Source organism: Mesorhizobium sp. AA22 (assembly GCF_001672375.2).
Lineage (GTDB): Bacteria > Pseudomonadota > Alphaproteobacteria > Rhizobiales > Rhizobiaceae > Mesorhizobium > Mesorhizobium wenxiniae.
Genome location: NZ_CP048406.1, coordinates 1,713,203 through 1,737,261, shown reverse-complemented (window position 1 = coordinate 1,737,261; position 24,059 = coordinate 1,713,203). Strand labels below are relative to the sequence as shown.

General features: G+C 61.9%; 30 protein-coding genes and 2 pseudogenes. 22 read left to right on the top strand and 10 right to left on the bottom strand.

Annotated elements, in window-relative coordinates:
• The first annotated feature begins 12 nt into the window (after positions 1-12).
• Entirely contained in the window at positions 13-717 is a 705-nt protein-coding gene (locus tag A9K68_RS08495) for an outer membrane protein (RefSeq protein ID WP_065008575.1), read from the top strand.
• A gap of 325 nt (positions 718-1,042) precedes the next feature.
• Here the strand turns inward: A9K68_RS08495 and A9K68_RS08490 are convergent, their stop codons facing one another.
• Complete coding sequence (locus tag A9K68_RS08490; protein ID WP_065008574.1) at positions 1,043-1,933, bottom strand: LysR family transcriptional regulator; 891 nt, start codon at positions 1,931-1,933, stop codon at positions 1,043-1,045.
• 121 nt (positions 1,934-2,054) lie between these two features.
• On the opposite strand from A9K68_RS08490, the gene A9K68_RS08485 reads away from it, so the two are divergent.
• The 10 genes and pseudogenes from A9K68_RS08485 (at position 2,055) to A9K68_RS08440 (ending at position 8,516) form a co-directional block, all read left to right on the top strand.
• Positions 2,055-2,780, top strand: coding sequence for an SDR family oxidoreductase (locus tag A9K68_RS08485; RefSeq protein WP_065008665.1), 726 nt, complete (start codon positions 2,055-2,057; stop codon positions 2,778-2,780).
• A 202-nt stretch (positions 2,781-2,982) separates the two neighbouring features.
• A complete protein-coding gene (locus A9K68_RS08480) occupies positions 2,983-3,255 on the top strand; it encodes an Atu4866 domain-containing protein (RefSeq protein WP_156768347.1) in 273 nt (90 codons plus the stop codon).
• A gap of 78 nt (positions 3,256-3,333) precedes the next feature.
• Positions 3,334-3,459 (top strand): annotated as a pseudogene (locus A9K68_RS08475) (Maebl); the annotation flags it as partial.
• A 164-nt stretch (positions 3,460-3,623) separates the two neighbouring features.
• Positions 3,624-3,854, top strand: a complete 231-nt coding sequence (locus tag A9K68_RS08470) for a hypothetical protein (RefSeq protein WP_065008572.1) — start codon at positions 3,624-3,626, stop codon at positions 3,852-3,854.
• Between the two features lie 167 nt (positions 3,855-4,021).
• Positions 4,022-4,282 carry a DUF982 domain-containing protein gene (locus A9K68_RS08465; protein WP_065008571.1) on the top strand — a complete coding sequence of 87 codons (261 nt, stop codon included), beginning with the start codon at positions 4,022-4,024 and terminating at the stop codon, positions 4,280-4,282.
• 390 nt (positions 4,283-4,672) lie between these two features.
• Positions 4,673-4,861 carry a DUF3606 domain-containing protein gene (locus A9K68_RS08460; protein ID WP_065008570.1) on the top strand — a complete coding sequence of 63 codons (189 nt, stop codon included), beginning with the start codon at positions 4,673-4,675 and terminating at the stop codon, positions 4,859-4,861.
• Positions 4,861-5,043: a hypothetical protein gene (locus tag A9K68_RS08455; protein WP_029348124.1), complete on the top strand. Its 183-nt coding sequence runs from the start codon at positions 4,861-4,863 to the stop codon at positions 5,041-5,043. Before A9K68_RS08460 ends, A9K68_RS08455 begins: the two co-directional genes overlap by 1 nt.
• A 164-nt stretch (positions 5,044-5,207) precedes the next feature.
• Positions 5,208-6,257 carry a glycosyltransferase family 2 protein gene (locus tag A9K68_RS08450; RefSeq protein WP_065008663.1) on the top strand — a complete coding sequence of 350 codons (1,050 nt, stop codon included), beginning with the start codon at positions 5,208-5,210 and terminating at the stop codon, positions 6,255-6,257.
• The gene (locus A9K68_RS08445) at positions 6,214-6,939 is read left to right on the top strand and encodes a class I SAM-dependent methyltransferase (RefSeq protein ID WP_246811317.1); all 726 of its coding nucleotides are present in this window, start codon (positions 6,214-6,216) and stop codon (positions 6,937-6,939) included. The genes A9K68_RS08450 and A9K68_RS08445 overlap by 44 nt, the downstream gene beginning before the upstream one ends.
• 392 nt (positions 6,940-7,331) lie before the next feature.
• Positions 7,332-8,516 (top strand): hypothetical protein, encoded by a 1,185-nt coding sequence (locus tag A9K68_RS08440; protein ID WP_246811316.1) that lies wholly within the window; start codon positions 7,332-7,334, stop codon positions 8,514-8,516.
• Between the two features lie 163 nt (positions 8,517-8,679).
• On the opposite strand, the gene A9K68_RS08435 is transcribed toward A9K68_RS08440, so the two are convergent.
• The gene (locus tag A9K68_RS08435; protein ID WP_163602994.1) at positions 8,680-8,940 is read right to left on the bottom strand and encodes a hypothetical protein; all 261 of its coding nucleotides are present in this window, start codon (positions 8,938-8,940) and stop codon (positions 8,680-8,682) included.
• Between A9K68_RS08435 and A9K68_RS08430 the strand changes: the two are divergent.
• Positions 8,839-9,099, top strand: a pseudogene (locus tag A9K68_RS08430) (helix-turn-helix domain-containing protein); the annotation flags it as partial. The gene A9K68_RS08435 and the pseudogene A9K68_RS08430 sit on opposite strands and share 102 nt — an antisense overlap.
• A gap of 122 nt (positions 9,100-9,221) precedes the next feature.
• Here A9K68_RS08430 and A9K68_RS31610 read toward each other — a convergent pair.
• Positions 9,222-9,539, bottom strand: coding sequence for a hypothetical protein (locus tag A9K68_RS31610; protein ID WP_246811315.1), 318 nt, complete (start codon positions 9,537-9,539; stop codon positions 9,222-9,224).
• Between A9K68_RS31610 and A9K68_RS08420 the strand changes: the two genes are divergently transcribed.
• Positions 9,538-9,804, top strand: a complete 267-nt coding sequence (locus tag A9K68_RS08420) for a hypothetical protein (protein WP_082982777.1) — start codon at positions 9,538-9,540, stop codon at positions 9,802-9,804. The two genes, A9K68_RS31610 and A9K68_RS08420, sit on opposite strands and share 2 nt — an antisense overlap.
• Before the next feature lie 122 nt (positions 9,805-9,926).
• Positions 9,927-10,436 carry an NUDIX hydrolase gene (locus A9K68_RS08415; RefSeq protein WP_065012123.1) on the top strand — a complete coding sequence of 170 codons (510 nt, stop codon included), beginning with the start codon at positions 9,927-9,929 and terminating at the stop codon, positions 10,434-10,436.
• On the opposite strand, the gene A9K68_RS08410 is transcribed toward A9K68_RS08415, so the two are convergent.
• The 5 genes from A9K68_RS08410 to A9K68_RS08390 all read right to left on the bottom strand — a co-directional run bounded on the left by A9K68_RS08410 (position 10,412) and on the right by A9K68_RS08390 (position 15,649).
• Positions 10,412-11,263 carry a citryl-CoA lyase gene (locus A9K68_RS08410; RefSeq protein WP_065012124.1) on the bottom strand — a complete coding sequence of 284 codons (852 nt, stop codon included), beginning with the start codon at positions 11,261-11,263 and terminating at the stop codon, positions 10,412-10,414. The two genes, A9K68_RS08415 and A9K68_RS08410, sit on opposite strands and share 25 nt — an antisense overlap.
• A 13-nt stretch (positions 11,264-11,276) precedes the next feature.
• The gene (locus A9K68_RS08405; protein WP_065012125.1) at positions 11,277-12,461 is read right to left on the bottom strand and encodes a CoA transferase; all 1,185 of its coding nucleotides are present in this window, start codon (positions 12,459-12,461) and stop codon (positions 11,277-11,279) included.
• A 15-nt stretch (positions 12,462-12,476) separates the two neighbouring features.
• Positions 12,477-14,000 carry a tripartite tricarboxylate transporter permease gene (locus A9K68_RS08400; protein WP_065012126.1) on the bottom strand — a complete coding sequence of 508 codons (1,524 nt, stop codon included), beginning with the start codon at positions 13,998-14,000 and terminating at the stop codon, positions 12,477-12,479.
• Positions 14,001-14,004: 4 nt separating this feature from the next.
• A complete protein-coding gene (locus tag A9K68_RS08395; RefSeq protein ID WP_023797463.1) occupies positions 14,005-14,541 on the bottom strand; it encodes a tripartite tricarboxylate transporter TctB family protein in 537 nt (178 codons plus the stop codon).
• A 130-nt stretch (positions 14,542-14,671) separates the two neighbouring features.
• Complete coding sequence (locus A9K68_RS08390; RefSeq protein WP_065012127.1) at positions 14,672-15,649, bottom strand: tripartite tricarboxylate transporter substrate-binding protein; 978 nt, start codon at positions 15,647-15,649, stop codon at positions 14,672-14,674.
• Between the two features lie 204 nt (positions 15,650-15,853).
• On the opposite strand from A9K68_RS08390, the gene A9K68_RS08385 reads away from it, so the two are divergent.
• Complete coding sequence (locus tag A9K68_RS08385) at positions 15,854-16,594, top strand: IclR family transcriptional regulator (RefSeq protein ID WP_065012134.1); 741 nt, start codon at positions 15,854-15,856, stop codon at positions 16,592-16,594.
• A gap of 82 nt (positions 16,595-16,676) precedes the next feature.
• On the opposite strand, the gene A9K68_RS08380 is transcribed toward A9K68_RS08385, so the two are convergent.
• Complete coding sequence (locus A9K68_RS08380) at positions 16,677-17,216, bottom strand: GNAT family N-acetyltransferase (RefSeq protein WP_065012128.1); 540 nt, start codon at positions 17,214-17,216, stop codon at positions 16,677-16,679.
• Between the two features lie 229 nt (positions 17,217-17,445).
• Here A9K68_RS08380 and A9K68_RS08375 point away from each other — a divergent pair, with 229 nt between their 5' ends.
• The gene (locus A9K68_RS08375) at positions 17,446-17,901 is read left to right on the top strand and encodes a DUF2214 family protein (RefSeq protein WP_065012129.1); all 456 of its coding nucleotides are present in this window, start codon (positions 17,446-17,448) and stop codon (positions 17,899-17,901) included.
• Here the strand turns inward: A9K68_RS08375 and nth are convergent.
• Positions 17,895-18,692 carry an endonuclease III gene (nth, locus tag A9K68_RS08370; RefSeq protein WP_065012130.1) on the bottom strand — a complete coding sequence of 266 codons (798 nt, stop codon included), beginning with the start codon at positions 18,690-18,692 and terminating at the stop codon, positions 17,895-17,897. The two genes, A9K68_RS08375 and nth, sit on opposite strands and share 7 nt — an antisense overlap.
• A gap of 22 nt (positions 18,693-18,714) precedes the next feature.
• On the opposite strand from nth, the gene A9K68_RS08365 reads away from it, so the two are divergent.
• The 6 genes from A9K68_RS08365 to A9K68_RS08340 all read left to right on the top strand — a co-directional run bounded on the left by A9K68_RS08365 (position 18,715) and on the right by A9K68_RS08340 (position 24,055).
• Entirely contained in the window at positions 18,715-19,209 is a 495-nt protein-coding gene (locus A9K68_RS08365) for a DUF2244 domain-containing protein (protein ID WP_065012131.1), read from the top strand.
• A 242-nt stretch (positions 19,210-19,451) separates the two neighbouring features.
• The gene (locus tag A9K68_RS08360) at positions 19,452-20,345 is read left to right on the top strand and encodes a methylated-DNA--[protein]-cysteine S-methyltransferase (RefSeq protein ID WP_065012135.1); all 894 of its coding nucleotides are present in this window, start codon (positions 19,452-19,454) and stop codon (positions 20,343-20,345) included.
• 204 nt (positions 20,346-20,549) lie between these two features.
• Positions 20,550-21,461, top strand: a complete 912-nt coding sequence (locus A9K68_RS08355; RefSeq protein WP_065012132.1) for a ribokinase — start codon at positions 20,550-20,552, stop codon at positions 21,459-21,461.
• Positions 21,462-21,466: 5 nt separating this feature from the next.
• On the top strand, positions 21,467-22,912 hold the full coding sequence (locus tag A9K68_RS08350) for an amidase (protein ID WP_065012133.1): 1,446 nt from the start codon (positions 21,467-21,469) through the stop codon (positions 22,910-22,912).
• Between the two features lie 110 nt (positions 22,913-23,022).
• Entirely contained in the window at positions 23,023-23,637 is a 615-nt protein-coding gene (locus A9K68_RS08345) for a LysE family translocator (RefSeq protein WP_065010164.1), read from the top strand.
• Between the two features lie 127 nt (positions 23,638-23,764).
• A complete protein-coding gene (locus A9K68_RS08340; protein ID WP_246811314.1) occupies positions 23,765-24,055 on the top strand; it encodes a hypothetical protein in 291 nt (96 codons plus the stop codon).
• Positions 24,056-24,059 lie beyond the last annotated feature (4 nt).

The window sequence follows — 24,059 nt, the reverse complement described above, 5'->3', positions numbered from 1 at the left end:
AGGCATCATTCCATGAAGAAAATCGCGTTTGCCACTACGTTCCTGCTCGGTTTCAGCGGTGCGGCCTTGCTTGCGGCTCCGGCCTTCGCGGCCGATGCAGTTGTTTACGAGCCCACGGCACCCGTCGCAGTTGCCTACGACTGGAGCGGCTTTTATGTCGGTCTTCAGGGCGGCTATCTCTGGGGGCAAGCAGAACACAGCTACTCCAACGGTGCGCCAAGTGACGATTCCGATCCCGATGGCTTCATTGGTGGCGTCCATGTCGGGTATAACTGGCAGTCCGGCTCTTTTGTTTACGGTGTCGAGGGCGATTTCGAAGGCGGTGACGTGGAGGGCAGCTTCGAAAATGCTACCGGAGCCACTTCTGTTGGAACCAGCGAATTGAACTGGCAGGGCTCGATCCGCGCAAGGCTCGGCTACGTATACGACAACGCACTTCTCTACGTTACCGGCGGCTGGGCGATCGGCGATTTCGACTTCGGTGGCGGCCCCTTCCCGCTTCCTGTCAGCGGGGGCTATTCGGATACGCTCAACGGCTGGACAATCGGTGCCGGCGGCGAGTGGGCCTTCAACGAACATTGGACCGCGCGACTGGCGTATCGGTATACAGACTTCGGAGAAGCCTCAGGCAACTTGGCTCCGGGATTCCCGGGTGTCGATATGCCGGTTGACCTAACCACGCACGCGGTGAGGGTCGGCGTCAGCTACAAGTTCTGATCCTTTGGGGACGCAAGGAAAACCCCGGCCCAGCGGCCGGGGTTTTCGTTTGGGCTCGATTGGCCATCACCGCCTCAACATCCGAACCGCCCTAGACCAATGTAACTGCAACATCGAGATGCCGGTGCGCAGCGAGGTTGACGATCTGGGCTCTCATCCCAAAAAAGGTGGTGGGCTGGTTGGCGGACGGTGAAAGGAAGTCGCTTGCGATGTGCAACATGTCGCGTCCAACGCGAGACAGAATCGCCGGGAGCGGAAAGCAAATTCGGTTCGCTCCCGCTATTCGAAAAGGACTGCAATGGCGCGATCGCCCGCGCGGAAAACGCTAGCCAAGACGCCGCAGGTGATCGACAAGGGCACGCAGCTTCGGCGCGACGTTACGACGGCTCGGATAGTAGAGGTAGAAGCCGGCAAAGCGCGGGCAATAGCCTTCGAGAACTGCCACCAGCTCGCCTCGATCGATCGACGGGCGAAAGCTCTCCTCCATGCCGAAGGTGATGCCGGCGCCGGCTATGGCGAGCTTTGTCATCAACGCCATGTCGTTGGTCGTGATCTCCGGCGCAACGGCGACGCTGAACTCCTTGCCATTCTCGGCGAATTCCCAGCGATAGGGCGCAACCTTGGGTGCGCGGCGCCAGCCAATGCAGCGATGGCCGGCAAGCTCGCTCGGATGCGCAGGCGCCCCGAACCGATCGCGATAGGCCGGCGCGCAGACGGCCAGCTGCCGCTCGTCACCGGCGACAGACACCGCAATCATGTCCTGCTCGATCACCTCGCCGAGCCTGACGCCGGCATCGTATGCCTCGGCGACGATGTCGAACTCCTCGTCCGTCACCGTGATGTCGATCTGAACCTCGGGATTCGCTTCGGCAAAGGTCGCCAGGAACGGCCCTGAAAGAAAGCGCTCGGCGATCGACGAGACGGCGAGCCGCAACTGCCCGCGCGGACGCCCGCGCATATCCCCGGTGGTCTCCATTGCCGCGCGCATGTCGGCAATGGCCGGCGCTATCCCGGCGTAGAGGCGTTCGCCAGCCTCGGTAAGGCTGACGCTTCGCGTCGTGCGCTGGACAAGCGCGATACCGAGCGTCTCTTCCAGCCGCTTCATCGTTTGGCTCACCGCCGAGCGGGTGACGCCCGTCCGGTCCGCAGCCGCGCGAAAGCTCCGCTCCTCGGCCACGAGGGCGAACACCGCAAGCGCATTGAGATCCGGCTGCATTGGTTAGATGTGCTTTCCACGCTGTGAACAAATGGTCGTCTTATCGCAACAGTGAAACAGATCCATCTTCGTGGCAACCGCCTGAATGGCGGTCCGCAGGATCAACAAGACGGAGACGAACATGTCCCTCAACAAAGTCGTGCTCATTACCGGGGCTTCGAGCGGCATTGGAGCCGCCATCGGCCGGTCGCTCGGTGCTGCCGGAGCAAAGGTCATGCTCGGTGCGCGCCGCACCGATCGGCTGGACATACTCGCAGGAGAAATCAGGGCAAAGGGCGGGGAGGCAATGACACGCCGCCTGGACGTAACCGATCGCGCAGAAGTCGCCGCCTTTGCCGAGGCGGCGCGCCAGGCCTGGGGACGCGTCGACGTGATCGTCAATAATGCCGGCGTTATGCCGTTGTCGCTGATGGCCTCGATTAAGGTCGATGAATGGGATCGGATGGTCGACGTCAACATCAAGGGCGTGCTCTACGGCATCGCCGCGGTGCTGCCGGAGATGACGGCCCGAGGTTCCGGCCATGTCGTCAACATCGCCTCCATCGGCGCGTTTTCGGTGTCGCCGACAGCCGCGGTCTATTGCGCGACCAAATTCGCGGTGCGCGCCATCTCCGATGGCTTGCGGCAGGAGCACGACAACATCCGCATCACTTGCATCCATCCCGGCGTGGTCGATAGCGAGCTCGCCGACACGATCACCGATCCGGCCGCGGTGGAAGCGATGAAGACCTATCGCGCCATCGCGCTGCAGCCCGACGCCTTCGGCCGTGCCGTGCGCTTCGCCATCGAACAGCCGGACGATGTCGACGTGAATGAGATCGTCATCCGGCCGACAGCCAACAAGTAGGGAGGCAAGAATGGATTTTCGTTTTCACACCTCGTCGCGCGATCGCAGCATCGCAAACGCTCTCCGAGCTGTTCACGGAGCATCGCGCCGCTCCCGGAAAACAACCCTGAGGAGCTGTCGCATGAAGCAGATTTCGACGCTTGCCGCTGCCGTGTTTCCTGCCGGCGCCGCCGTTTTACCAGTACAGAAAGGTCTCGCCCAGATGAATGTCGAGCAAAATACGGTTACCCAACCTTCGGGAAGCCATCCCTATGTCGGGATGTGGGTCACGGCCGATGGCTATATCCGCCACAACTTGCTTCCACACTGTCGCTATGACGAAGCGCGCGGAAACCGTGAGAGTGCGTACCAGGGGCGCTATGAGATCCGAGGAAATCACATCGACTATTGGGACGACACCGGCTTTACCGCTGACGGAACGTTCATTGACGGCGTGCTGCATCACGCGGGTATGATCTTGTATCGGGAGAAGTAGTGACGTTCGTCGAAACGACAAAAAAGTTACCCCTGCACCATATGTCATTTGGTGCGAAGTCAAAAATAGGGGCTCACCTTGCCTACCGAACCACGTTCTTCACGGCGTGCAGTGCTGATCGACGCAGACAATGCCTCGGCCAAGATTGCCGACGGGTTGTTCGAGGAAATCGCAAAGATCGGCAAGGCAAGCGTCAAGCCAGTCGCGAGGAGCCGAGAGAAATCGAAGTCGGCAGGGTCGCGCTGAGCCCTGCAAAAAAGCAACTGTCGGCGGTCCGATTGGCCTCTGGTCGGACCACTATTTCGCTAGCGGAAACCGCCATTCGGCGTATCATTCTTTTGGGGGAGGGTTCATGGCGGAGGAGGTCAATGAACATCGTTTCGAGAGTGCCTGTCGTTGACTTGACGGCCCAAGAACTTGTTTCATCTGCGCTTTCAAAATTTCGCGCCGGCGACACCATATCGACCAGAGCCGCAATAGACGCCATCCGCCGGGCAGCCCCGGCTTTTGAGGACAGCGACGACCATCTGGTCGAGCTTGTCGTGATGACCGCAATTGGTAGGACCATGGGGGTCGTGTTCGACCATCGGTCCCGCTAATTGCATGTCGCTCTGCGCCCAATTAGCTTGCGCACTGTCGGAACTAGAGCGGCGACGTAAGCCACTCAGTAACCATGAATTGTGATCGGGATGGATCACGCCATTCGTCATCGGAACGAATAGTCCCGCTGCGCCGTTGCTGTCCTTGGAGTCAAGGAGTGGCGGTAATGCGTGATGAACAGTTCGATGTTCCGGTGACGATCGAGAGCGAGCGGATCGGCCGCCCCCTCTCTGTGACGAAGACGGTCCAGGCGGCCTCGCTTCTGGTCGACAAATGGCCAGACGAAAAGCGCGGGCCGAAATATCGCGCGGCCTTGAAAGCCATGATGGATGCGATGGAGCAGCGGCGGGCGGTTGGCAGTGCGCGGCGGGCATTCACGGCCGCCGCTAAGGAAGCCCATCTGTTTGTGCGCGAAGGCCGGCATTAAAGCGCGTCACGTCTGAAGAGATCGATGCGTCGCGCTTTCAGTTTTCGTTTTATGCATGTCGTTGTCTCAAAACCGCTGCGCAGTTTGGGCGACGTGCAGTGCTGTTCATGCATGTCGTTATCCCAAAACCGCTGCGCACTTTGGGCGACATGCAGTGCTGTTCATGCATGTCGTTATCCCAAAACCGCTGCGCACTTTGGGCGACATGCAGTGCTGTTGTTTATGCATGTCGTTATCGCAAAACCGCTGCGCACTTTTGGGCGACATGCAGTGCTGTTGTTTATGCATGTCGTTATCCCAAAACCGCTGCGCACTTTTGGGCGACATGCAATTAAGGAACCTCACGAAATCTCCGTCGTTATGCTCTAGCTCTAAGCGAGGAGAACTGTCATGCCCGATGACAAAACCAAGACCGACAACCGTGATCGCTCGCAAGTAGCCGGCGACGAAGATTATGAGGTAAGGCACCTCGCCGAGGAAGCCGGCATCACTCCCGAGCAGGCACGCACCTTGATCAAGCGCCACGGCACCGATCGCAAGGTGCTGAACGAAATCGCCAAGAGCATAAAGGCGTTGTGATGGCTGAAAAACGGACCGCTATGGCCGATCGGAAGAAACGCCAACCCGACGACGAGGAAGCCCTGCGCCTGGCCGAGACCACCGACGTTTCGCCCAACCAAGCGAAGGATCTGATGCGCAAGCACGGCAAGAACAGCCCCAAGGTCGAGAAGGAAGCGAAGAACTTCAAGGCCGAAGGCTGAGCCGCCGATTTGGCGGAGCGTCTGCCCTCGCCGTATCACCGTCGCACGCGCCCGGCCATCCGTACGCTTCGCTTATCTGGCGTCGCGGGCCGGCAATCATGAGTGGCTTATCAATTTTCTAACAAATTCGGCCTATTCCCGTTCTAACCATGGGAGCTGGGCTTTTGGCGCAAACAGAGAAAATCGCGGCGCGACGCGCTGTCGCGCTGTCGGTTGTCGTGCCGTGCTATAATGAAATTGGTGGGGTCGCCGAACTTTACCGGCGCGTCACAGCCGTTTGCCGTGCACAAGCGGGGCATTCCTACGAGATCGTGCTGGTCATCGACGGAGCCACCGACGGCACCCGGGAGGCCATATTCGAACTCGCCAAACAGGACAGCCACGTCGTCGGCATAGACCTCGCCCGAAATTACGGCCACCAGATTGCGCTCAGCGCCGGCCTGGAGTTTTGCCGCGGCCAGCGTATTCTCATTCTCGATGCCGACCTCCAGGACCCGCCGGAATTGCTCAACGCCATGATGGCAAAGATGGATGAGGGGTTCGACGTCGTCTATGGCCAGCGGGTGAAGCGCCGGGGCGAAGGCTGGTTCAAGCGCGCTACCGCCGCATTGTTCTACCGTCTGCTGCGCAAGATGGTGGACGTCGAGATGGCGCTCGATTCCGGGGATTTTCGACTTATGAGCCGCCGCGCGCTTGATCACCTCAATGCGATGCCCGAGCGTTACCGCTTCATTCGCGGCATGGTGAGCTGGATCGGCCTGAAGCAGGTGGCTTTTGCCTATGAGCGGCACCAGCGCTTCGCAGGCACCACGCATTACCCATTGAAGAAGATGGTGCTTCTGGCAATGGATGCGATGACGAGCTTCTCCATCGTGCCCTTGCGGTTCGCCTCGCATCTCGGCTTAATCTTCGGTTTTCTCGGGCTTGCTGCGCTCGGCTACACGCTCTTCTCATGGTTTGCCGGCAGCGTGTTGCCCGGCTGGACCAGCTTGGCGGCAATCGTCCTGATCCTCGGCAGCGTTCAGCTTCTGGTCCTTGGGATTTTCGGGGAATATCTCGGGCGCATGTATATGGAGACCAAGCGGCGGCCGCTTTACCTCATAAACGAGATTGCTGCCCATGATCCTGCCGCCGGGAAACTGCCCGTACATCGTCTTCAGGAAATGGCCCATGAACTGGCGAAGGGAGCCGCGCGTGCTTCAGGCCGAGTTTGATCAGTTCGCGCTGGAATATCAGCAGCAGCATGCCGCAAGTATCCGGCTGAGCGGCGAAACCCCGGATTTCTTCGCGCGGTACAAGATCGACGATGTCGCGGCAAGGCTCGCCCGCTCAGGCGTGAAGCCGCGGCGGATACTCGACTTCGGCGCGGGCGTCGGCAATTCGCTGGGGCCCATGCGCGCCGCATTTCCCGACAGCGAAATCACCTTGCTCGATCCCTCCTCGCAGTCGCTCGACATCGCCCGCAAGCGCTTTCCCGGCCAAGCCGATTTCAGGCACTTCGACGGCGAAACGATCCCTTATGACGACGCAAGTTTCGATCTTGCCTTCGCCGCATGCGTGTTCCATCACATCCCTGAAGACCTCCATGTCGGCCTGATCAAGGAGATCGAGAGAGTGCTGACCGGTGGTGGCAGCTTCTTTTTGTTCGAGCACAATCCCTGGAATCCGCTGACGACGCACGCGGTGCGAAACTGTGCTTTCGACGAGAACGCAATTCTGATCAACAGCCGCGATTTGCGCAAGCGAATGGCTGCGGCCGGCTTCTCCAAATCCGATGTCGTCTACCGGATCTTTTTCCCACGCGTGCTCGCAAAATTGCGACCCTTGGAGCGCTTCCTGACCAGGATGCCTGTGGGAGCCCAATATTTCGTGCATGCGGTCAAGCCGGCCGTTTGAGCGGACGCCATGGCCTCGGATGAGCGACAAGCTGAAACCCCCAATCGATCTGCCGCAGGGCGGCTTGGAGCTATGATATGAACGGGATTCAGGCGACCGTAGCGACCGTCGCGACCGCGTCGTCGGTCAACGACGCGCAGCGGGCCAGGGCGATGTTCTGCCTGCTCGTCGCACCTGTCGTGGCATTCGCGCTTTCCGCCCACGCCCAAGCCATCCTGCAGGACCCCGACTGTTGGTGGCAGGTCAAGGTGGGGCTCGATCTGCTGGCAAATCGTACGTTCCCGCTTGTCGACAGCTATTCTCATACTTTCGCCGGCCAGCCGTGGATCGCCAAGGAATGGCTTGGACAGGTTCTCCTCGCACTCGCCTACACGACAGGCGGCTGGAACGGCGTGGCGCTGCTGATCATCTCAACCATCGCCCTGACAGCGGCGCTGCTGTCATGGTGTCTCAGCACCTGGTTGAGACCCACGGCGGCAGTGGGACTGGCCTTGTTTGCGGCGGCCTTGATCTCCCCGATCTTCACCGCGCGTCCACACATCTTCACCTTGCCCATCATCGTGATCTGGACCGCAATGCTTTTCCGCGCAGCGCGCTATGAGCAGAGACCGCCTCTGTGGCTACTTGCCCTGCTTGTCCTGTGGGCCAATCTCCACGCGACCTTTACCATCGGCTTCGTCATTGCGGCTTTCGCCGGCCTCGATGTTCTTGTGCGAACCCGCCTGTCCAACCCCGTACTCCTTGGCAAATGGGTTGCCTTCGGACTGCTTTGCCCGGTGGTCAGCTTGATCAATCCCTACGGCATCAAGGCCATCCTTGCCACTTTCACGGTAGCCTATGGCAACGAAGCGGTTCCCTTGATTATCGAGTGGAAACCGTTCGACGCCTCGGATCAACCGTTCCAGGAAGTGGGTATCCTACTGTTCGTTTTCGCGCTGCTTGTGTCGAGACTTCGCGTCGGCTGGGCGAAAGCGCTGTTCATCGTCTTTGCCTTGCATATCTATCTCACCCATCTGCGCTTCATGTACCTGTTCTTTTTGCTGGTCCCGATCGTGCTTGCGGCCGAGATTGCCGAGCAACATCCCGCGCTTTCCCTGGCGAAATGGGTGTCCGACAGACGCGACGGGCTGGAACGGTTTTTCGCCGAGCGATTTTACCGGATCTGTGGCGTGGCAGGCGTTTTGCTGGTGGGGGCAACCGCAATGCTCACGAGCGCCTATCAGGTCGAGCCGAGCCAGAAGACTTCGGCCAAGGAAGCGCTCGCATTCGTCGAAAATAATCATTTGTCAGGCAATGTCCTGAATTCCTACAACTTCGGCGGCAGCTTGATCTTCCATGGAATCAAAACATTCATCGACGGCCGGACCGATCAGCTCTTTCTCAACGGCTTTATGAAGACAGATGCCGAGACAGGACGCAGCGGTGGAAAACCTGTCCTCGAAGCCCAGCTAAAGAAGCATGCGATAGACTGGGCCTTGCTGACGCCGGACGACAGCCGCATTCCATTCTTCGATGAACTGGGCTGGAAGCGCGCGTATGCCGACGACTATGCCGTGATCTATACGCGCCATCGCTGATTTTCGGAACGCGCCGGCGCACGACTTGTCTTTAAACGCCGTGCGCTGAGATCCCGGCGGGAAAATCCCTATAGAATTTTTATTTCTTTCCTCTTCGCCACGTCTCGAACCTTTATGGGGTTTTGGTCCATATCCCGTCGGGAAGGACTTATCTTGGTCGCCATTACCAGCGCGACTGAGTGTCTTCACATGACTTCAACCCTGCCGGCTGCAGGCAAGGCAGTGCAAAACGAAAATAAGGAGCAAGTCCGATGGACATCATCGTTCTCGGAACAGGGTTTTTGTTTTTCGCCCTGTTCTTCGCCTTCATCAAAGCCTGCGACAGCGCATCGTCACGATCGAGGGCAGGGAGATAAAGCTCTCGCCGAAGGAGTACGACATCCTGCGCATCCTCGTGCAGCACGCCGGCAAGGTTCTCACCCACCAGTTTCTTTTGAGGCAGGTCTGGGGCGATTCGACCGACGTGCAGTATCTCAGGGTCTATGTGCGGCAGCTCAGGCAAAAGATCGAGAAAACGCCCGACCAGCCGCGTTACATCACCACCGAAACCGGCGTCGGATATCGTCTGCGGGAAGTGGATTGAATATAATCCTGGTGGACAACGCTCAATCGGCCGAGAGTTCCGCGGTTCGAGAAAGCGCGCCGCTGGAGCCGGCCAATGAGATGGGAAAGCTGATCGGCTAGCCTGTATCGAGCGCGACCGCATTAATTCTCAAAAATGGTGGCGGCCTTGAGCAGCGGCGTGATTTTCGCGTTGAATGCCACGGGCACCAGGCAACCGGCGGCCTGACAAGTGCTGAGCTGCAGGATGCCCTCAAATTCTTGTCGCCGATCTCGAGATTTATCCCCTTGCCCGGCACGCATGGGTCGGCCGGCTTTTGATTTCCGGTAACTCAACCCGCCAATTCCGCCCCGCGAGGCTTTAGCCATGGCATCACCGGGCAAATGCCCTATATGATTGGAGGCTCCAGTTTGGTGCGGGAATAAATGGATGTCGCCGCTTCGCCCATCGACGATCTTCATGTCGGCAATGCTGGCAACAGCGATGCTGCCGGACGCGGCTGTCTCCGCGCAGATCGTCACTCCCGCCAACCGCAACGCGCTGGTCCCGCAAAACGAATTGCAGATGCTGGAGAACAGGCTGCGGCGGCAGCGATACCAGCAGCAGCAACAGCAGTTCCGTGCCCAGGATCGCGAGGTCGCGCCGCAACGGCCTGATATTCAGCAGATGAGGCCTACGTGCCAGTTGCGGCGGTCGGGCAGCCGCTTTATCAGCACCTGCCGCTGATCAGCCGACGCTTTCATTTATTAGCGGCTTATAGCCTTGCTCCACTTGAAGTAGCATCAAATCGGTTTTGATTTTCGCAACGTGCCTTTGTGCTTGGGCACTGCCCTGATTGGATCTCGGGAATGGCAGCCACCAAGAAGAAGGTTGTACGCAAGGCGAGGAAGGGCGAGCGGATCCGTCAGGTCGCGGCGATTCCTTTTCGGCTGAGCGAGCATGGCAACGTCGAGGTGATGCTGGTCACCTCGATATCGACAAGGCGCTTTATCGTGCCCAAGGGCTGGCCGATGAAGGGCAAGAGTGGGCGCAAGGCAGCCACCATCGAAGCGCAGGAGGAAGCCGGCGTCCTCGGCAAGACGCTGAAGCAGCCGGCCGGCACCTATTCCTACTGGAAGCGGCTGACAAACCGCTTCGTCCGCGTCGACGTCATCGTCTACCTGCTGGCGGTGACGGAGGAGTTGGCCAATTGGCAGGAAGCCAAAAGGCGGCAGCGAGCATGGCTGACGCCGGGAGACGCAGCAGTGCTCATCGATGAGCCCGACCTTTCAACGCTGCTGAAGGACTTGAAAATTCCCCAACCAGCGCCCGCTGGCGAACTAGAACCAAAGCCTCATTTGGAGTCGTCATCTCCCTGAGGAAAAGGCCGCACCGGCGTGCCGGTATAGGCCCACAACCATTCGCGTGGCAGTGGTCCCTTGTTGCGGCCGCTCTGTTGCGACTGTTCCCACGCATGCGCCAATATGCCGACCGAGCGCGAGAGCACGAAAAGGCCGCGTGTCAGCGGCGGCGGAAAGCCGAGCTCGCCATAGATGACGGCGGTGGCGCCGTCGATGTTGAGCGGGATCTTCTTGCCCTTGCGCCGCGTGACATCGGCCTCAACAGCCTCGGCGATGTCGGCGAAACGTCCACTGATGATGCCGCGCGCGGCAAAATCGCGGGTCAGCTCAATGAGGCGCGGCGCCCGCGGATCGACCGGGTGGAAGCGGTGCCCGAGCCCCGGCACATAGGATTTTTCCTCGGCGAAGATACGATCGAGCCGCGCCGCGACGGCATCGGCAAGCGTCACTCCTGCGTCCAGTGCCGCGGCGATGTCGCCGTAGAAGGCAAGCGCCTGCTCGCCAGCGCCGCCATGCACGTCGCCAAGCACATTTATGGCTGAGGCCATGGCGCTGTTGATGCCGACGCCGCAGGTAGCCGCCATGCGGGCAATGGCGATTGACGGCGCCTGCGGCCCGTGGTCGACGGCGGCACCGAGCGCGATGCCGAGCAGCGCCGCCTGCTCCTTACCAGGCAGTTCGCCGCGCAGCATCAGCCAGATCATCGCCGGAAAGCTGACGCGGCCGATCAGGTCCTGGATCTCATAGCCGCGCAGCCGGATCACGCCAGGGCGCATTTCGATGATATCGGTCTGCCACCATTCCTCGCCGCGCTCGCGGCCGGTTTTTTTCTCAACGTTGCTCATGTCCTCGCGTCGCTCATCCCTGCGCCCTTTTCTTGACGCGCGGCGGCAGACCGGCAAACACCTCGTCCATATGCTCGCCCAGCGCCGGCGGCGGTTTGGTCGGCAAGGGTGCCGCACCATCGACCATGAACCCGCCGCGCACGACGGTCAGCGGCCGGTCGATATTCGGCATGCCATCGAAACGGGTGGTCATCTCGCGCTCGATCACTTGCTGCTCGGCCAGCACTTGCGGGATCGTCAGCACCCTGCCCGCCGGCACGCCTGCGCGATTGAGCGTCTCCTCCCAGGCTGCGGCCGAGCTGTTCGCCAGGGCATCCTCGATCAGTGCCTTCAGGGCGATGCGGTTGCGCTTGCGCGTCTCGCGCTCGGCAAAGCGCGGGTCTGACGCCAGCTCCGGCAGCCCGACCAGCCGGCAGAGCGCCACGAACTGCTCCTGTTTGTTGGCGGCGATGTTGAGCAGACCGTCGCCGGTGCGAAATGTCCCGGAAGGTGCAGCCGTCATGTTCTCATTGCCCATCGGCTGCGGCTCGACGTCAGCCGTCAGGTAGTTGGAGACCGGCCAGCCCAGCGCAGAGAGCGTGCATTCGAGCATCGACACGTCGAGGAAGGCGCCCTCGCCTGTCGTCTTCTGCTTCACGAGTGCCGCGGCGATGGCGAACGCCCCGACCAGCCCGCCCAGCGTGTCGGCGACCGGATAGCCGACACGCAGCGGCGCGGTCTCCGGTGTGCCGGTGATGCTCATGATGCCTGAAAGGCCCTGGATGATCTGGTCGTAGGCAGGATTGTCGCGCATCGGCCCGGTCTGGCCGAAGCCCGAAATCGCGCAATAGACAAGGCTGGGGCGGACCTCCTTCAGCCTCGCAAAGCCAAGCCCCAGCCGGTCCATCACGCCGGGGCGGAAATTCTCGACCAGCGCGTCGGCGGAGGCGACCAGATCGAGAAAGCGTTCGCGACCGGCCTCTTGCTTGAGATCGAGCACCACCGAGCGTTTGCCGGCGTTCTGCGCCAGGAACGAAGCGCCCATTCCGGCACTGTTGAGTTCCGGCGAGCCGCCGAGCTGGCGCGCCAGGTCGCCGCCTTGCGGCGCCTCGACCTTGATCACGTCACCCCCGAGCAGCGCCAGCTGATAGGCGCAGTAAGGGCCAGCCAGAACATTGGTCAGGTCGAGGACGCGGATACCGGACAGCAGATCGGTCATGGTCTCACAAACAGATCAGGCATCGCCCGGCACATGCTCGGGTCCACGCCTGCGCCTGTGCTCGATGTAGGCCCAGATATGCGGCCCGATCAGCCCGATGAACGCCAGCGTCAGCAGCGTCAGCGACAGCGGATGCGTATAGAACACCGACCAGTCGCCGTTCGAGATGGTCATCGCACGGCGGAACTGGGTCTCGGCGAGTGGCCACAGGATCATGCCGATGATGACCGGCGCCGTCGGGAAATCGAAGCGCCGCATCAGGAATCCGGCCCCGCCGAGCAGATAGAGGATGACGAGGTCGGTCGGCGACTGCGAAATACCGTAGGTGCCGACCGTGGCGAACACCAGGATGCCGGCATAGAGCTGCGGCGCCGGGATTTTCAGCAGCCGCACCCACAACCCGATCAGCGGCAGGTTGAGGATGACGAGAATGACATTGGCGATGAACAGGCTGGCGATCAGCCCCCAGACCAGATTGGCCTGCGTCATGAACAGCATCGGCCCGGGGTTGATGCCATAGCTCTGGAAGGCCGACAGCATGATCGCGGCCGTCGCCGAGGTCGGCAGGCCGAGCGTCAGCATCGGCACCAGCACGCCGGCGGCCGATGCGTTGTTGGCGGCCTCCGGGCCGGCAACGCCTTCGATGGCGCCGGTCGTGCCGAACTCCTCCTTGTGTTTGGAGAGCTTCTTCTCCATCGCATAGGACAGGAACGTCGGGATTTCGGCGCCGCCAGCCGGCAGAGCCCCGATCGGGAAGCCTACCAGGGCGCCGCGCAGCCAAGCTTTCCACGAGCGCGCCCATTCGGCGGCGGTCATGTAGAGCGATCCCTTCAGCGGCACGATCTCGTCCTTGCCGGCATAGCGGCGCGAGGCCATGTAGAGCGTCTCGCCGACCGCAAAGAGGCCGACGGCGACGACGATCACGTCGACACCGTCGAGCAACTGGCTCATGCCGAAGGTGAAGCGCGGCTGGCCGGTCTGCAGATCGACGCCGATCATGCCGATGACGAAGCCGACGAACAGGCTGGTCAGGCCACGCACCGACGATGAGCCGAGCACCGCCGAAACCGTGATGAAGGCCAGCACCATCAGCGAAAAATATTCGGCCGGGCCAAAAGACAGCGCGAATTTGACCACGACCGGGGCAAGGAAAGCGACACCCAGCGTGCCGAGAGTGCCGGCGACGAAGGAGCCGATCGCCGATGTGGCAAGTGCCGCGCCGCCGCGGCCGGAACGGGCCATCCTGTTGCCTTCCAGCGCAGTGACGATGGTCGCACTTTCGCCCGGCGTGTTGAGCAGGATCGATGTCGTCGAACCACCATACATGGCGCCGTAATAGATACCGGCAAACAGGATGAAGGATGCTTCCGGTGCCACCTGATAGGTGATCGGCAAAAGCAGCGCGATGGTCAGCGCCGGTCCGAGGCCGGGCAGCACGCCGATCGCGGTCCCCAGTGTCGTGCCGAGCAGGCACCACATGAGATTGACCGGCGTAAAAGCGACCGAAAATCCGTGCGCGAGATGGCTGAGCGTTTCCATGGCTTCAGCCTCTCAACATACGGATAATCGAATCTAGACCCGTGTTCAGCTGGTTCTCGATGAAGCCGGCGCCGATATTGACGCCGAGCGCCCTGGCGAAGCCGAAATAGGCGGCAAGCGCCAAGATCAGGCCGAGCAGCACATCACGCAGCGGATGTCTGCTGCCGAACCCGTGGCAAATGAGAACGAACATGATCACCGAGGCCGCGGTGAAGCCAAGCGGCTGGATCAGCACAAGGTTCGCGACCAATCCGACGGCGACGATGCCCATCGCCTTCCAGTCGGTCGGCGTTTCCTTTTCTTCCTCCGGTTGCCAGCCGCCCCGCAGGGCAGCGACGATCAGCAGGAGGGAAAGGATCGTCATGCCGACCATGGTGATGTAGGGGAAGACGGTGGGGCCGACCTTCGAGTAGAGCGGCGACACCGGAATCGACAGGGTTTGCCAGGCAACTGCGCCGGCGCAGGCGAGAAGCCCGATGCCGATCAGCAATTCGGGCACGGCAAGGCGCGGCCGCGCCGCCTGCTGGTCGCTGGTGCTCATGATCGTCCTCCCTGGATAGGCCGGTCTCCCACAGCCGACCTTACCGCAGTTTCACTCGCGCCGGATCGTATGTCCATGCGGCTGGCGAAGATCGGAAAGGGGCAGTGCAGACCGCCCCTTTCCGAGGACATCAGGCAAGGCCGAGGTCCTTGAGGATGGCTGCGATCCGGGCCGTGTCTTCGGCGAGAAATTTGGCATAGTCGTCGCCGGTGAGCAGGATTTGTGTCCAGTTGCGGTTTTTGCATTCGGTGGCCCAGGCATCGCTTTTGGCCATGGTCTCGACCAGCGTGATCATTGCCGCCTTGTCGGCGTCGGAAACGCCAGGCGGTGCGAAGACGCCGCGCCAATTGAACAATTCGACATCGATGCCGGCTTCCTTCAGCGTCGGTGCGTCGATGCCTTCCTGGCGCTCGTCCGCGGAAATGGCAAGCAGCCGAAGCGCGCCTGCCTTGACCTGTTCGGAGAACTCGCCATAGCCGGAGATGCCGGCCGCGACCTGGTTGCCGAGAAGCGCCGACAGTGCCTCGCCGCCGCCGGCGAACGGCACGTAGGAGAGGTTGGCCGCCGGAACACCGGCCGTCTTCGCGATAAGGCCGAACAATATGTGGTCCGAGCCGCCGGCCGAACCGCCAGCCACCGGAACCTTGGTCGGATCGGCCTTGAGGGCGGCGACGAAATCTGCTGCGGTCTTGAACGGCGAGCCCGACGGCACCACAAGCGCCTCGAATTCGCCGGTGAGGCGGGCGATCGGCGTGACTTCGGTGAGATTGTTTGCCGATTTGTTGGCGATAATGGCGCCAACCATGACCATGCCGGCAACCATCAGCGAATTGCCCTTGCCGTTCCACTGGCTGATGAATTGCGGCAGGCCGACCGTGCCGCCGGCGCCGCCGACATTGGTGATCTGCGAACCGGAGATCAGCTTCTCACTGCGCAGCACCTGGTCCATCGTGCGCGCCGTCTGATCCCAGCCGCCGCCGGGCGCTGCAGGCACGAAGATCTGGAGCTGCGGCGCATCCTGCGCAAAAGCGGGGGAGAGATGCAACGCTGCGAAACCGGCGGCGCCGGCAGCGGCGGTGCTCATTAAAAATCTGCGTCTGTTCAGCATGGGATTCCTCCAATCACGACACCTCCTCTGGTGCCTGCCAGCAACGTAGCCTGAATCCAGACCCGCTCGACAAAAATTCATGCAGCCTTTGTCTTGTTCTGTCAACAGGAACGGCATTCTACTGGACAGAACTGTCTGCACGCGGCATAGTTGCTCCGATCGGCCCTTCTGTCCAACCGGGAACGGAACGACGTGATCAAGCAGATGACCGTAACACAATCCAAGCCTGCGTCGACCAACGGTGTTGCCGCGCTAGACCGTGCGATCGCCATCCTCGATGCTTTCGCTACCGCCGACCGGTCGCTCAGCCTAGCCGAAATCGCGGCGCGGACCGGCCTCTACAAGAGCACGATCCTGAGGCTGGCCAACTCATTGCTGCGCGGGCAGTTGCTGGAGCGTCTCGACGATGGCCGCTATCGTATCGGCCCTGCCACCTTCCGGCTGGGTGCCCTATACCAGCGTTCGGTCGTGGCGATCGACATCCTGCTGCCGATCATGCGCGATCTGGCCGAGCGAAGCTGGGAAAGCATCGCTTTCTATGTCCGCTCGGGCGACGTGCGCACCTGCCTCTACCGCGTCGAATCCAAGCATCCCATCCGCTACACCATACGGGAAGGTGACGTGCTGCCCCTGCTGGCCGGTACGGGCGGCCGCGTACTTGCGGCGTTTTCCGGTCAGCAGGGCGAGCCTTACGAGACGATCCGCAAAACCTACCATTGTTTGTCGGTCGGCGATCGCGACCCCGAGACGGCGGGCGTTTCGGCACCAGTGTTCGGGCCGGGGCACACCTTGATCGGTGCGTTGACGCTGTCAGGCCCGAGCACGCGCGTCGACGCGGCTTTTCTTCAGCGCATGAAAAAGCCGCTGATCGAGGCGGCCGCGCGCGCCACCCGCGCTTTCGGCGAAGACGCCTCGATGCTCGAACAGGCGGCCCTAAAAGCCTAAACGGAACGCCGGTGCTGAAGCGGCAGGCCTAGAAAGCCTCGATTCGGCCCGATCAGAACCACAGGATGACAGACCGCAACCCTCAAGGCTGCCGTTCCAGCAGGATCGTCGCATCGTCGTGATAGGTGGTCCGCAACACTTCGCTGTAGCCGCATTTGGCCGCGACGCTCAGCGAAGCGGTGTTTTCCGGATCGATGATGCAGACAGTCCTTGCGCGCCCGAATGCCTCGTCGCCCCAGGCGAGAACCCGTCCGACGACTTCGCTGGCGAAGCCTTGGCCGTGGGCGCTCGGGACCAGCGCCCAACCAGCTTCCGGAACGCCTTCGATCGACGGCACGATGTTGCGCTTCAGATCGTGAAAGCCGGCTTCGCCGATGAAGCGGCCGGTCGCCTTGTCCTCGATCGCCCAAAAGCCATAGCCCAGCAAAGACCACAGGCCGGCATGACGCAGGAAGCGCATCCAGCTTTCCTCGCGCGTGCGCGGCTTGCCGCCGATGAAGCGGGTGACGGCCGGATCGGCCCACATCGCGACATAGGCATCAAAATCATCGAGCTGGTGCGGCCGCAGCACGGTGCGCGGCGTTTCGATGACGGGAGCGACGAGCGCCTGTGGATTACCCATGTGTCATCCCTCGGTTGCGTTTTGCCTGTGTGCTTAGATGCATGTCGCCCAGTGCTCGGCGGTTTGGGGGACAGCGATATGCGACAGAGATCCAAATCGCCTGCACCAGACAAGAGCCAAAGCCTGTGCAGATCATCTTCCAGCCCAATGTGAATCCTGCCCAGCGGTGCTACTTTTCACCAGCAGCTGATTCAGCGTCCGCTGTACCGTCAGACGAAGGAAAAAGGGCATGGATACCTCCGATCTTCTGCTTGCCGTCTTTCATCATCTGCTGGTGTTTTCATTGGCGGGCATCATCGGCGCCGAATTTGTCCTGATCCGCGGCGATCTGCCCGCCGCGACGCTTCGGCGGCTTGTCGGCATCGATCGCCATTACGGCATCATCGCCATGCTGATCATCGTCGTCGGCATCGGCCGCGTCATCTACGGCCTGAAGGGTTGGGAATTCTACGTCTACAACTGGGTGTTCTGGGCAAAGATGGCGGCCTTCGTCATCGTCGGGCTGCTGTCGATCATTCCGACGGTCCGCTTTGTTTCCTGGAACAGGCAGGCCTCGGCCAACCCCGGTTTTCAAGTGCCGGCGGCGCAACTTGCATCCGTTCGAACTTATGTCCGCGCCGAAGCCTTCATCTTCCTGCTGATCCCGGTCTTCGCCGCGGCGATGGCGCGCGGCCACGGCTATTGAACTTCGCCTACGGGTTCGAGCGGCGCAATTTCGACCAGCGGCGCCGGAACATCATTCGTCTTCTCCTCGGCCTTGCAGATGTCAGCGATCACACAGACCGGACAATCCGGTTTGCGCGCCTTGCAGACGTAGCGGCCATGCAGGATCAGCCAATGATGCGCGTGGCGCATATATTCGTCCGGAATGATCCTCAACAGCCCCTGCTCTACCTGTTCCGGCGTTTTGCCGGGCGCCAGTCCCAGCCGATTGCCGATGCGGAAGATATGCGTGTCGACCGCCATCGTGTGCTGGCCGAAGGCCATGTTGAGCACGACATTGGCGGTCTTGCGCCCGACGCCCGGCAGCTTGACCAGCTGGTCGCGGTCGTCAGGCACCTCGCCGCCATGGTCGCGGATCAGCGCTTCCGACAGCGCAATGACGTTCTTGGCCTTGTTGCGCCAAAGCCCGACGGTGCGGATATACTCGCCGACCTTGGCCTCGCCGAGCGCCAGCATCTGTTGCGGCGTGTCGGCGACCTTGAACAGCGCCCGCGTTGCTTTGTTGACGCCGACATCGGTCGCCTGTGCCGAAAGCGCCACCGCCACCAGCAGCGTGAAGGCGTTGACATGTTCGAGCTCGCCCTTCGGCTCGGGCCGCTGAACGGAAAAGCGTCGGAAAATCTCGTGCACCTCGGCCGGGCTGTAGGAGGACCGCACCGGCCGGGCACGCGGTTTGGCGTTCGCGCCGTCGCGTCGGCCGGGGAGCGGTTCATTTTTGGGTGTAGAGGAATTTTTGGGCTTGGGGCTCGTCATTCCCTTCCTATAATATCCCGTCATGAGCGACACAAACGCCTCATGTGAGGCCGACGAGCCATTCTTCCAGGCGTTGCTGATACCGCATCGGTCGCTGGGCAAAACCGGCTTTGCCATCCTGATGGGCGCTCTGCTGTTCGGCTCGCTGGTGACCGGAGCGTTTTTCCTGTCGCGCGGTGCCTGGCCGGTGTTCGGCTTCCTCGGTCTCGACGTCATCGCCGTCTACATCGCCTTTCGCGCCAACTATCGTGCCGCCCGCGCCCGCGAGGAAGTGTCGGTCTCGCGCACCAGCCTCGACATCCGCAAGACCGCGCCGTCAGGCAAATCGGAAGCGCATCGCTTCAATCCGTTCTGGGCGCGTTTTTCGGTCGCCCACCACGCCGAGATCGGCATCACCAGGATGGCGGTGGAAGCACAAGGGCAGAATGTGCCGATCGGCGGTTTCCTCAATCCCGACGACCGCGAGAGCTTTGCGTCAGCCTTTTCGCGCGCCTTGGCGACCGCGAAAGCGCGCTGAGCAAACCGCCTCGTCCGCGAAATGGTCTTTCAGCAGCGATTGAGGCCGTCTCCAGTGCCTTGTCAAGACGGTGATTAGCAGCGTCTCCTTCTCCTTCTCCTTGGGGAGATGCACCTTTTAGCCAGCCATCATCGGCTCGTTTCCCGAAGCCAATTCCATCTGGGGAAGAGCGGCAAGAAGGCAAGTTTCGGGTGGTGATCGGCGCCGCGAAGGCCGATATTCACGGCCAAGGAGATAGTCCCATGAACGCCCAAATGCCTCTCAAGACGACAGCAGTCCTTCAGAAAGACATCACACCCGAAGGCGGTGACTACGAAGTTGTTCGGCGCGCGATCGAGAAGATCAGCCTTGACTACCGTGACCAGCCGTCGCTCGAAATACTGGCCGAGGAAGTCGGCGAGACGCCGACCGGCCTGCAGAAGCTCTTCACCCGCTGGGCCGGCCTGTCGCCCAAGGCCTTCCTCCAGGCTGTCACGCTAGACCACGCGCGCAAACTGCTCTATTCCGGCATGCCGCTGCTCGAGACCTCTTTCGAGGTCGGCATGTCAGGCCCCGGCCGGTTGCACGACCTTTTCGTCACTCACGAGGCGATGTCGCCGGGTGACTACAAGACCCGCGGCGCCGGGCTGACGATCCGATACGGCTACCACATCTCGCCCTTCGGCATTGCCCTGATCATGGTCACCGACCGTGGGCTTGCCGGCCTCGCCTTCAGCGATGCCGGCGGCGAGCGCGCGGCCTTTGCCGACATGTCCGCCCGCTGGCCGAACGCAACCTATGTCGAGGACATGGCCGCGACGGCGCCCTATGGCGCGCGCATCTTCGACCCGGCACTTTGGCGCGCCGACCAGCCGCTGCGCGTCGTCTTGATCGGCACCGACTTTCAGGTCCGCGTCTGGGAGGCTCTGCTGCGCATTCCGATGGGCAAGGCCTGCACCTATTCCTCGATCGCCGCCCGCATCGGCGCACCGAGTGCCAGCCGGGCGGTGGGTGCCGCGGTCGGCGCCAATCCGATGTCCTTCGTGGTGCCGTGCCACCGGGCTCTCGGCAAATCAGGCGCGCTCACCGGCTACCACTGGGGCCTGACCCGCAAACGCGCCATCCTTGGCTGGGAAGCGGGACACGTTGGTTCTTGATGAAACGCCCATAGATTCGGGCGCCAGCGCGCGAGTTCATCTCGCGCGGTCTGGCAAGCAGCGGCCTTACGGAGTAGCTTCCCGCGCAATTAGAGCGACGTGCGTCCATTCGGAAAGTACGCTCTAGCACTTTCTACGCATCGTACTTTCCAAAAATCGACTCCGATTTTCGGAAAGCACGACGCGTCAGCAGGGAGGCACCACTTGATAATCGTTATCGGCTCGATCAACCTCGATCTAATCGCCAATGTCGACCGCTTGCCCGCACCGGGCGAGACGGTTCGGGGCTCCGGCTTCACCACCGCACCCGGCGGCAAGGGCGCCAACCAGGCGCTGGCCGCGGCGCGCGCCGGCGCCAAAGTGCGCATGGTCGGCGCGGTCGGTAAGGACAACTTCGCCACTGAAGCGCTGGCGCTGCTGCGGGACGGCAAGATCGACCTTTCCGGTGTCGGCGAGACCTTCGCCTCGACCGGCACGGCATTGATCATGGTCGCCGACGACGGCGAGAACGTGATTGCCGTGGTGCCCGGCGCCAATGACTCGGTCGTGACAGGCGACCTTTCCAAGGCTTTCATGAAAAAGGGCGATGTCGTGCTGTTGCAGCTTGAGATCCCGCTTCAGACTGTCGAAGCAGCACTGGACGTCGCACGGGCGGCAGGCACCGTCACCGTGCTTAACACGGCACCATTCCGTGGCGAGGCGGCCGCCTTCCTCGGCAAGGCCGACTATGTCGTCGCCAATGAAACCGAATTCGACCTCTATGGCGAGGCGCTGTCGTTGAGCGGCCGTGATCGCCCGGCGCGGATGCGCGATTACGCCGGGAAGACCGGCCGCACAATCGTCGTCACGCTCGGCGGTGACGGCGTTCTGGCTGCCACGCCAGCCGATCTTCTGATGGTTCCGGCGCTGAAGATCACCCCTGTCGACACGGTCGGCGCCGGCGACACGTTTTGCGGCTACTTCGCCGCCGGGCTGTCATCCGGCCTGCCGCTCGATCAGGTGCTCGCCCGTGCCGCAGCCGCTGGTTCGCTGGCTTGCCTGAAACCCGGCGCCCAGCCGGCGATCCCGCTGGCGAAGGAAGTCGACGTGGCGCTACAAAATCCGCCAGCTAGGTGAGAGCCATGCGTCCGGCCACAAAACACGCCGTGCCGCCCGCCGGCGATATCTGCCGCCTGTCCGCCGTGGATCTTGCCGACGCGATCCGGCGCCGGCAGTTGTCGGTGCGCGAGGTGATGACGGCATTCCTCGACCGGATCGACGCCGTGAACCCGCTGGTCAACGCCGTCGTCTCGCTGCGCGAGCGCGGCGACATCCTGCGCGAGGCCGACAGGGCGGACAGCCATCTGGCGCGTGCAGAACATGCCGGGTCCCTGTTCGGCCTGCCGATCGCCATCAAGGATCTCGCGCAGACCAAGGGCCTCAGAACCAGCTTCGGCTCGCCGATCTTCGCCGATTTCGTGCCGCAGGAAGACGATTTCTTCGTCGAACGCGTCCGCAAGGCCGGCGCCATCATCATCGGCAAGACCAACGTTCCCGAATTTGGCCTTGGCTCCAACACCTACAACACCGTGTTCGGTCCGACGCTCAACGCTTTCGATCCGGCCCTGACCGCCGGCGGTTCGAGCGGCGGCGCGGCGGTCGCACTGGCGCTCGACATGGTGCCTGTCGCCGACGGCAGCGACTTTGGCGGCTCGCTGCGAAACCCGGCCGCCTATAACAATGTCTATGGCTTCCGTCCGTCGCAGGGACTTGTCCCGGCCGGCGAGCTTGACGTCTTTCACGCGCAGATGGGAGTCGAAGGGCCGATGGGCCGCAACGTGCGCGACATGGCGCTGCTGCTCGACGAGCAGGCTGGCTACGACCCTCGCGCGCCGCTCTCACATCACAAGCTCGGCTCGTTCCTCGAAGGGCTTCGAACGCCGACGACCGGCGGCCGCATCGCCTGGTTCGGCGATCTTGGCGGCCATCTTCCGGTTGAACCCGGCATTCTACAGCTTTGCGAGGCCGCGCTCGGCCGATTCGCCGACGTATCCTTTCAGACGGAAGCGCTGGTACCTGATTTCAACTTCGAAGCGCTGTGGCAGGCCTTTGTGACGCTGCGCCAGGCGAGCAGCGGTTGTGCGCTCAAGGCGCATTACGACGATCCCCTGAAACGCAGTCTTCTGAAGCCGGAGGCCGTGTGGGAGGTGGAACACGCGCTTCAGCTCACGGCGCCGCAGATCCACGCCGCCACGGTGAGGCGCTCGTCCTGGCACAAAACCCTACTATCGCTCTTCGACCGCTTCGACCTCGTCGCATTGCCGACTGCGCAGATCTTCCCCTTCGAGGTCTCCACCCACTGGCCGACGCAAGTGGCCGGGCGTGCCATGGACAGCTATCACCGCTGGATGCAGGTTTCAGCGTTCGCCACGCTGGGCGGCTGCCCTGCGGTCAACGTACCGGCGGGCTTCGATGCCAGAGGCAGGCCGATGGGCATGCAATTGATCGGACGGCCGCGCGGCGACATGGCCGTGCTGAGAGCGGCGGCGGCCTACGAGACGACGCTGCCATGGCAGGCCGGAGCCTAAAATCCAGGTCAGGGCTGCCAGCGACATGTGCTGCCGGCTTGCACCTGCGTTGCTGTCATGCATTGATCACGGTCGGCCGCGTCGCAAGCCGCATACTGTCGAGGAAAACCATGTCACTGGAACTCTACGCTACTTATGTCGTTGCCTGTATCGTCATTGTCCTGGTGCCTGGACCGACGGTCACGCTGATCATCGCCAACAGCATCCGCCATGGCTCCCGCGCCGGCCTCGCCAACGTCGCCGGCACGCAGGCCGGGCTGGCCATCATGATTGCCATTGTCGGCATCGGATTGACTTCGCTGATCGCGGGCATGGGCCATTGGTTCGAATGGGTCAGGCTGATTGGCGCTGCCTATCTGATCTGGATGGGTGTGCAGATGTTCCGCTCCAAGCGCAAGCTGAACGCGGACGGATCGGCGAAGACACCGCGCGGCGGCTTCTTCCTGCAAGGCCTGCTGGTGGCGATCAGCAATCCCAAGACGCTGGTGTTCTTCGGCGCCTTCTTTCCGCAGTTCGTCGCCCCTGAAGGTAACTACGCGTTGCAGATCCTCGTCATGGGTCTCACCGCACTAATCTTCGCCGCCGTGTCGGATTCGACCTTCGCGCTGGCCGCCGGCCGCGCCGGACGCCTGCTCTCGGCCGGCCGCATCAAGCTCATGTCCAGAATCAGCGGCAGTTTCCTGATCGGCGGCGGCCTGTGGCTGGCGTTTTCAAAGGCGAAGTAACGGCGGCCGAGAGCCGGGACGCAACCAGCGATCTCCTGGACAGGAAGGCCGATTGAAAGTCGGCCTTCTGTGCACCACATGAATCGATGGCTGGGGATTCATGCCGGTGCCATGGACTTTTGCGGATGTGAAAAGGCACGCGATCGGCGTGATCCTGATCGCATCGTTGTTTGTGGCGTTGCTTGCCTTGGATCCGCACAAGTGGACGAATGACGCCAGCCCGATCCGCTCGGTCGAGCCAATCGATGCCACGGTCAAAAGTCCGCATTGGGGCAAAGGCCAGAGTGTCTATATGCTGTTCGAGGACTGTTCATCTGTCTTCATCGACGACGATCGGCCGCATCTTATGGGTGCGCGTGTCGCCATAGAGCGCGTCACGCGCGACAACGGCTTCGTCTTCTACCGGTTTCCGGAGTGAACCG

What these genes read in the sequence shown, in the direction of transcription:
- A9K68_RS08495 (WP_065008575.1), top strand. Translation starts at nt 13, where the DNA reads ATGAAGAAAATCGCGTTTGCCACTACGTTCCTGCTCGGTTTCAGCGGT.
- A9K68_RS08490 (WP_065008574.1), bottom strand. Translation starts at nt 1,933, where the DNA reads ATGCAGCCGGATCTCAATGCGCTTGCGGTGTTCGCCCTCGTGGCCGAG.
- A9K68_RS08485 (WP_065008665.1), top strand. Translation starts at nt 2,055, where the DNA reads ATGTCCCTCAACAAAGTCGTGCTCATTACCGGGGCTTCGAGCGGCATT.
- A9K68_RS08480 (WP_156768347.1), top strand. Translation starts at nt 2,983, where the DNA reads ATGAATGTCGAGCAAAATACGGTTACCCAACCTTCGGGAAGCCATCCC.
- A9K68_RS08470 (WP_065008572.1), top strand. Translation starts at nt 3,624, where the DNA reads ATGAACATCGTTTCGAGAGTGCCTGTCGTTGACTTGACGGCCCAAGAA.
- A9K68_RS08465 (WP_065008571.1), top strand. Translation starts at nt 4,022, where the DNA reads ATGCGTGATGAACAGTTCGATGTTCCGGTGACGATCGAGAGCGAGCGG.
- A9K68_RS08460 (WP_065008570.1), top strand. Translation starts at nt 4,673, where the DNA reads ATGCCCGATGACAAAACCAAGACCGACAACCGTGATCGCTCGCAAGTA.
- A9K68_RS08455 (WP_029348124.1), top strand. Translation starts at nt 4,861, where the DNA reads ATGGCTGAAAAACGGACCGCTATGGCCGATCGGAAGAAACGCCAACCC.
- A9K68_RS08445 (WP_246811317.1), top strand. Translation starts at nt 6,214, where the DNA reads ATGAACTGGCGAAGGGAGCCGCGCGTGCTTCAGGCCGAGTTTGATCAG.
- A9K68_RS08420 (WP_082982777.1), top strand. Translation starts at nt 9,538, where the DNA reads ATGTCGGCAATGCTGGCAACAGCGATGCTGCCGGACGCGGCTGTCTCC.
- A9K68_RS31610 (WP_246811315.1), bottom strand. Translation starts at nt 9,539, where the DNA reads ATGAAGATCGTCGATGGGCGAAGCGGCGACATCCATTTATTCCCGCAC.
- A9K68_RS08415 (WP_065012123.1), top strand. Translation starts at nt 9,927, where the DNA reads ATGGCAGCCACCAAGAAGAAGGTTGTACGCAAGGCGAGGAAGGGCGAG.
- A9K68_RS08410 (WP_065012124.1), bottom strand. Translation starts at nt 11,263, where the DNA reads ATGAGCAACGTTGAGAAAAAAACCGGCCGCGAGCGCGGCGAGGAATGG.
- A9K68_RS08405 (WP_065012125.1), bottom strand. Translation starts at nt 12,461, where the DNA reads ATGACCGATCTGCTGTCCGGTATCCGCGTCCTCGACCTGACCAATGTT.
- A9K68_RS08400 (WP_065012126.1), bottom strand. Translation starts at nt 14,000, where the DNA reads ATGGAAACGCTCAGCCATCTCGCGCACGGATTTTCGGTCGCTTTTACG.
- A9K68_RS08395 (WP_023797463.1), bottom strand. Translation starts at nt 14,541, where the DNA reads ATGAGCACCAGCGACCAGCAGGCGGCGCGGCCGCGCCTTGCCGTGCCC.
- A9K68_RS08390 (WP_065012127.1), bottom strand. Translation starts at nt 15,649, where the DNA reads ATGCTGAACAGACGCAGATTTTTAATGAGCACCGCCGCTGCCGGCGCC.
- A9K68_RS08385 (WP_065012134.1), top strand. Translation starts at nt 15,854, where the DNA reads ATGACCGTAACACAATCCAAGCCTGCGTCGACCAACGGTGTTGCCGCG.
- A9K68_RS08380 (WP_065012128.1), bottom strand. Translation starts at nt 17,216, where the DNA reads ATGGGTAATCCACAGGCGCTCGTCGCTCCCGTCATCGAAACGCCGCGC.
- A9K68_RS08375 (WP_065012129.1), top strand. Translation starts at nt 17,446, where the DNA reads ATGGATACCTCCGATCTTCTGCTTGCCGTCTTTCATCATCTGCTGGTG.
- nth (WP_065012130.1), bottom strand. Translation starts at nt 18,692, where the DNA reads ATGACGAGCCCCAAGCCCAAAAATTCCTCTACACCCAAAAATGAACCG.
- A9K68_RS08365 (WP_065012131.1), top strand. Translation starts at nt 18,715, where the DNA reads ATGAGCGACACAAACGCCTCATGTGAGGCCGACGAGCCATTCTTCCAG.
- A9K68_RS08360 (WP_065012135.1), top strand. Translation starts at nt 19,452, where the DNA reads ATGAACGCCCAAATGCCTCTCAAGACGACAGCAGTCCTTCAGAAAGAC.
- A9K68_RS08350 (WP_065012133.1), top strand. Translation starts at nt 21,467, where the DNA reads ATGCGTCCGGCCACAAAACACGCCGTGCCGCCCGCCGGCGATATCTGC.
- A9K68_RS08345 (WP_065010164.1), top strand. Translation starts at nt 23,023, where the DNA reads ATGTCACTGGAACTCTACGCTACTTATGTCGTTGCCTGTATCGTCATT.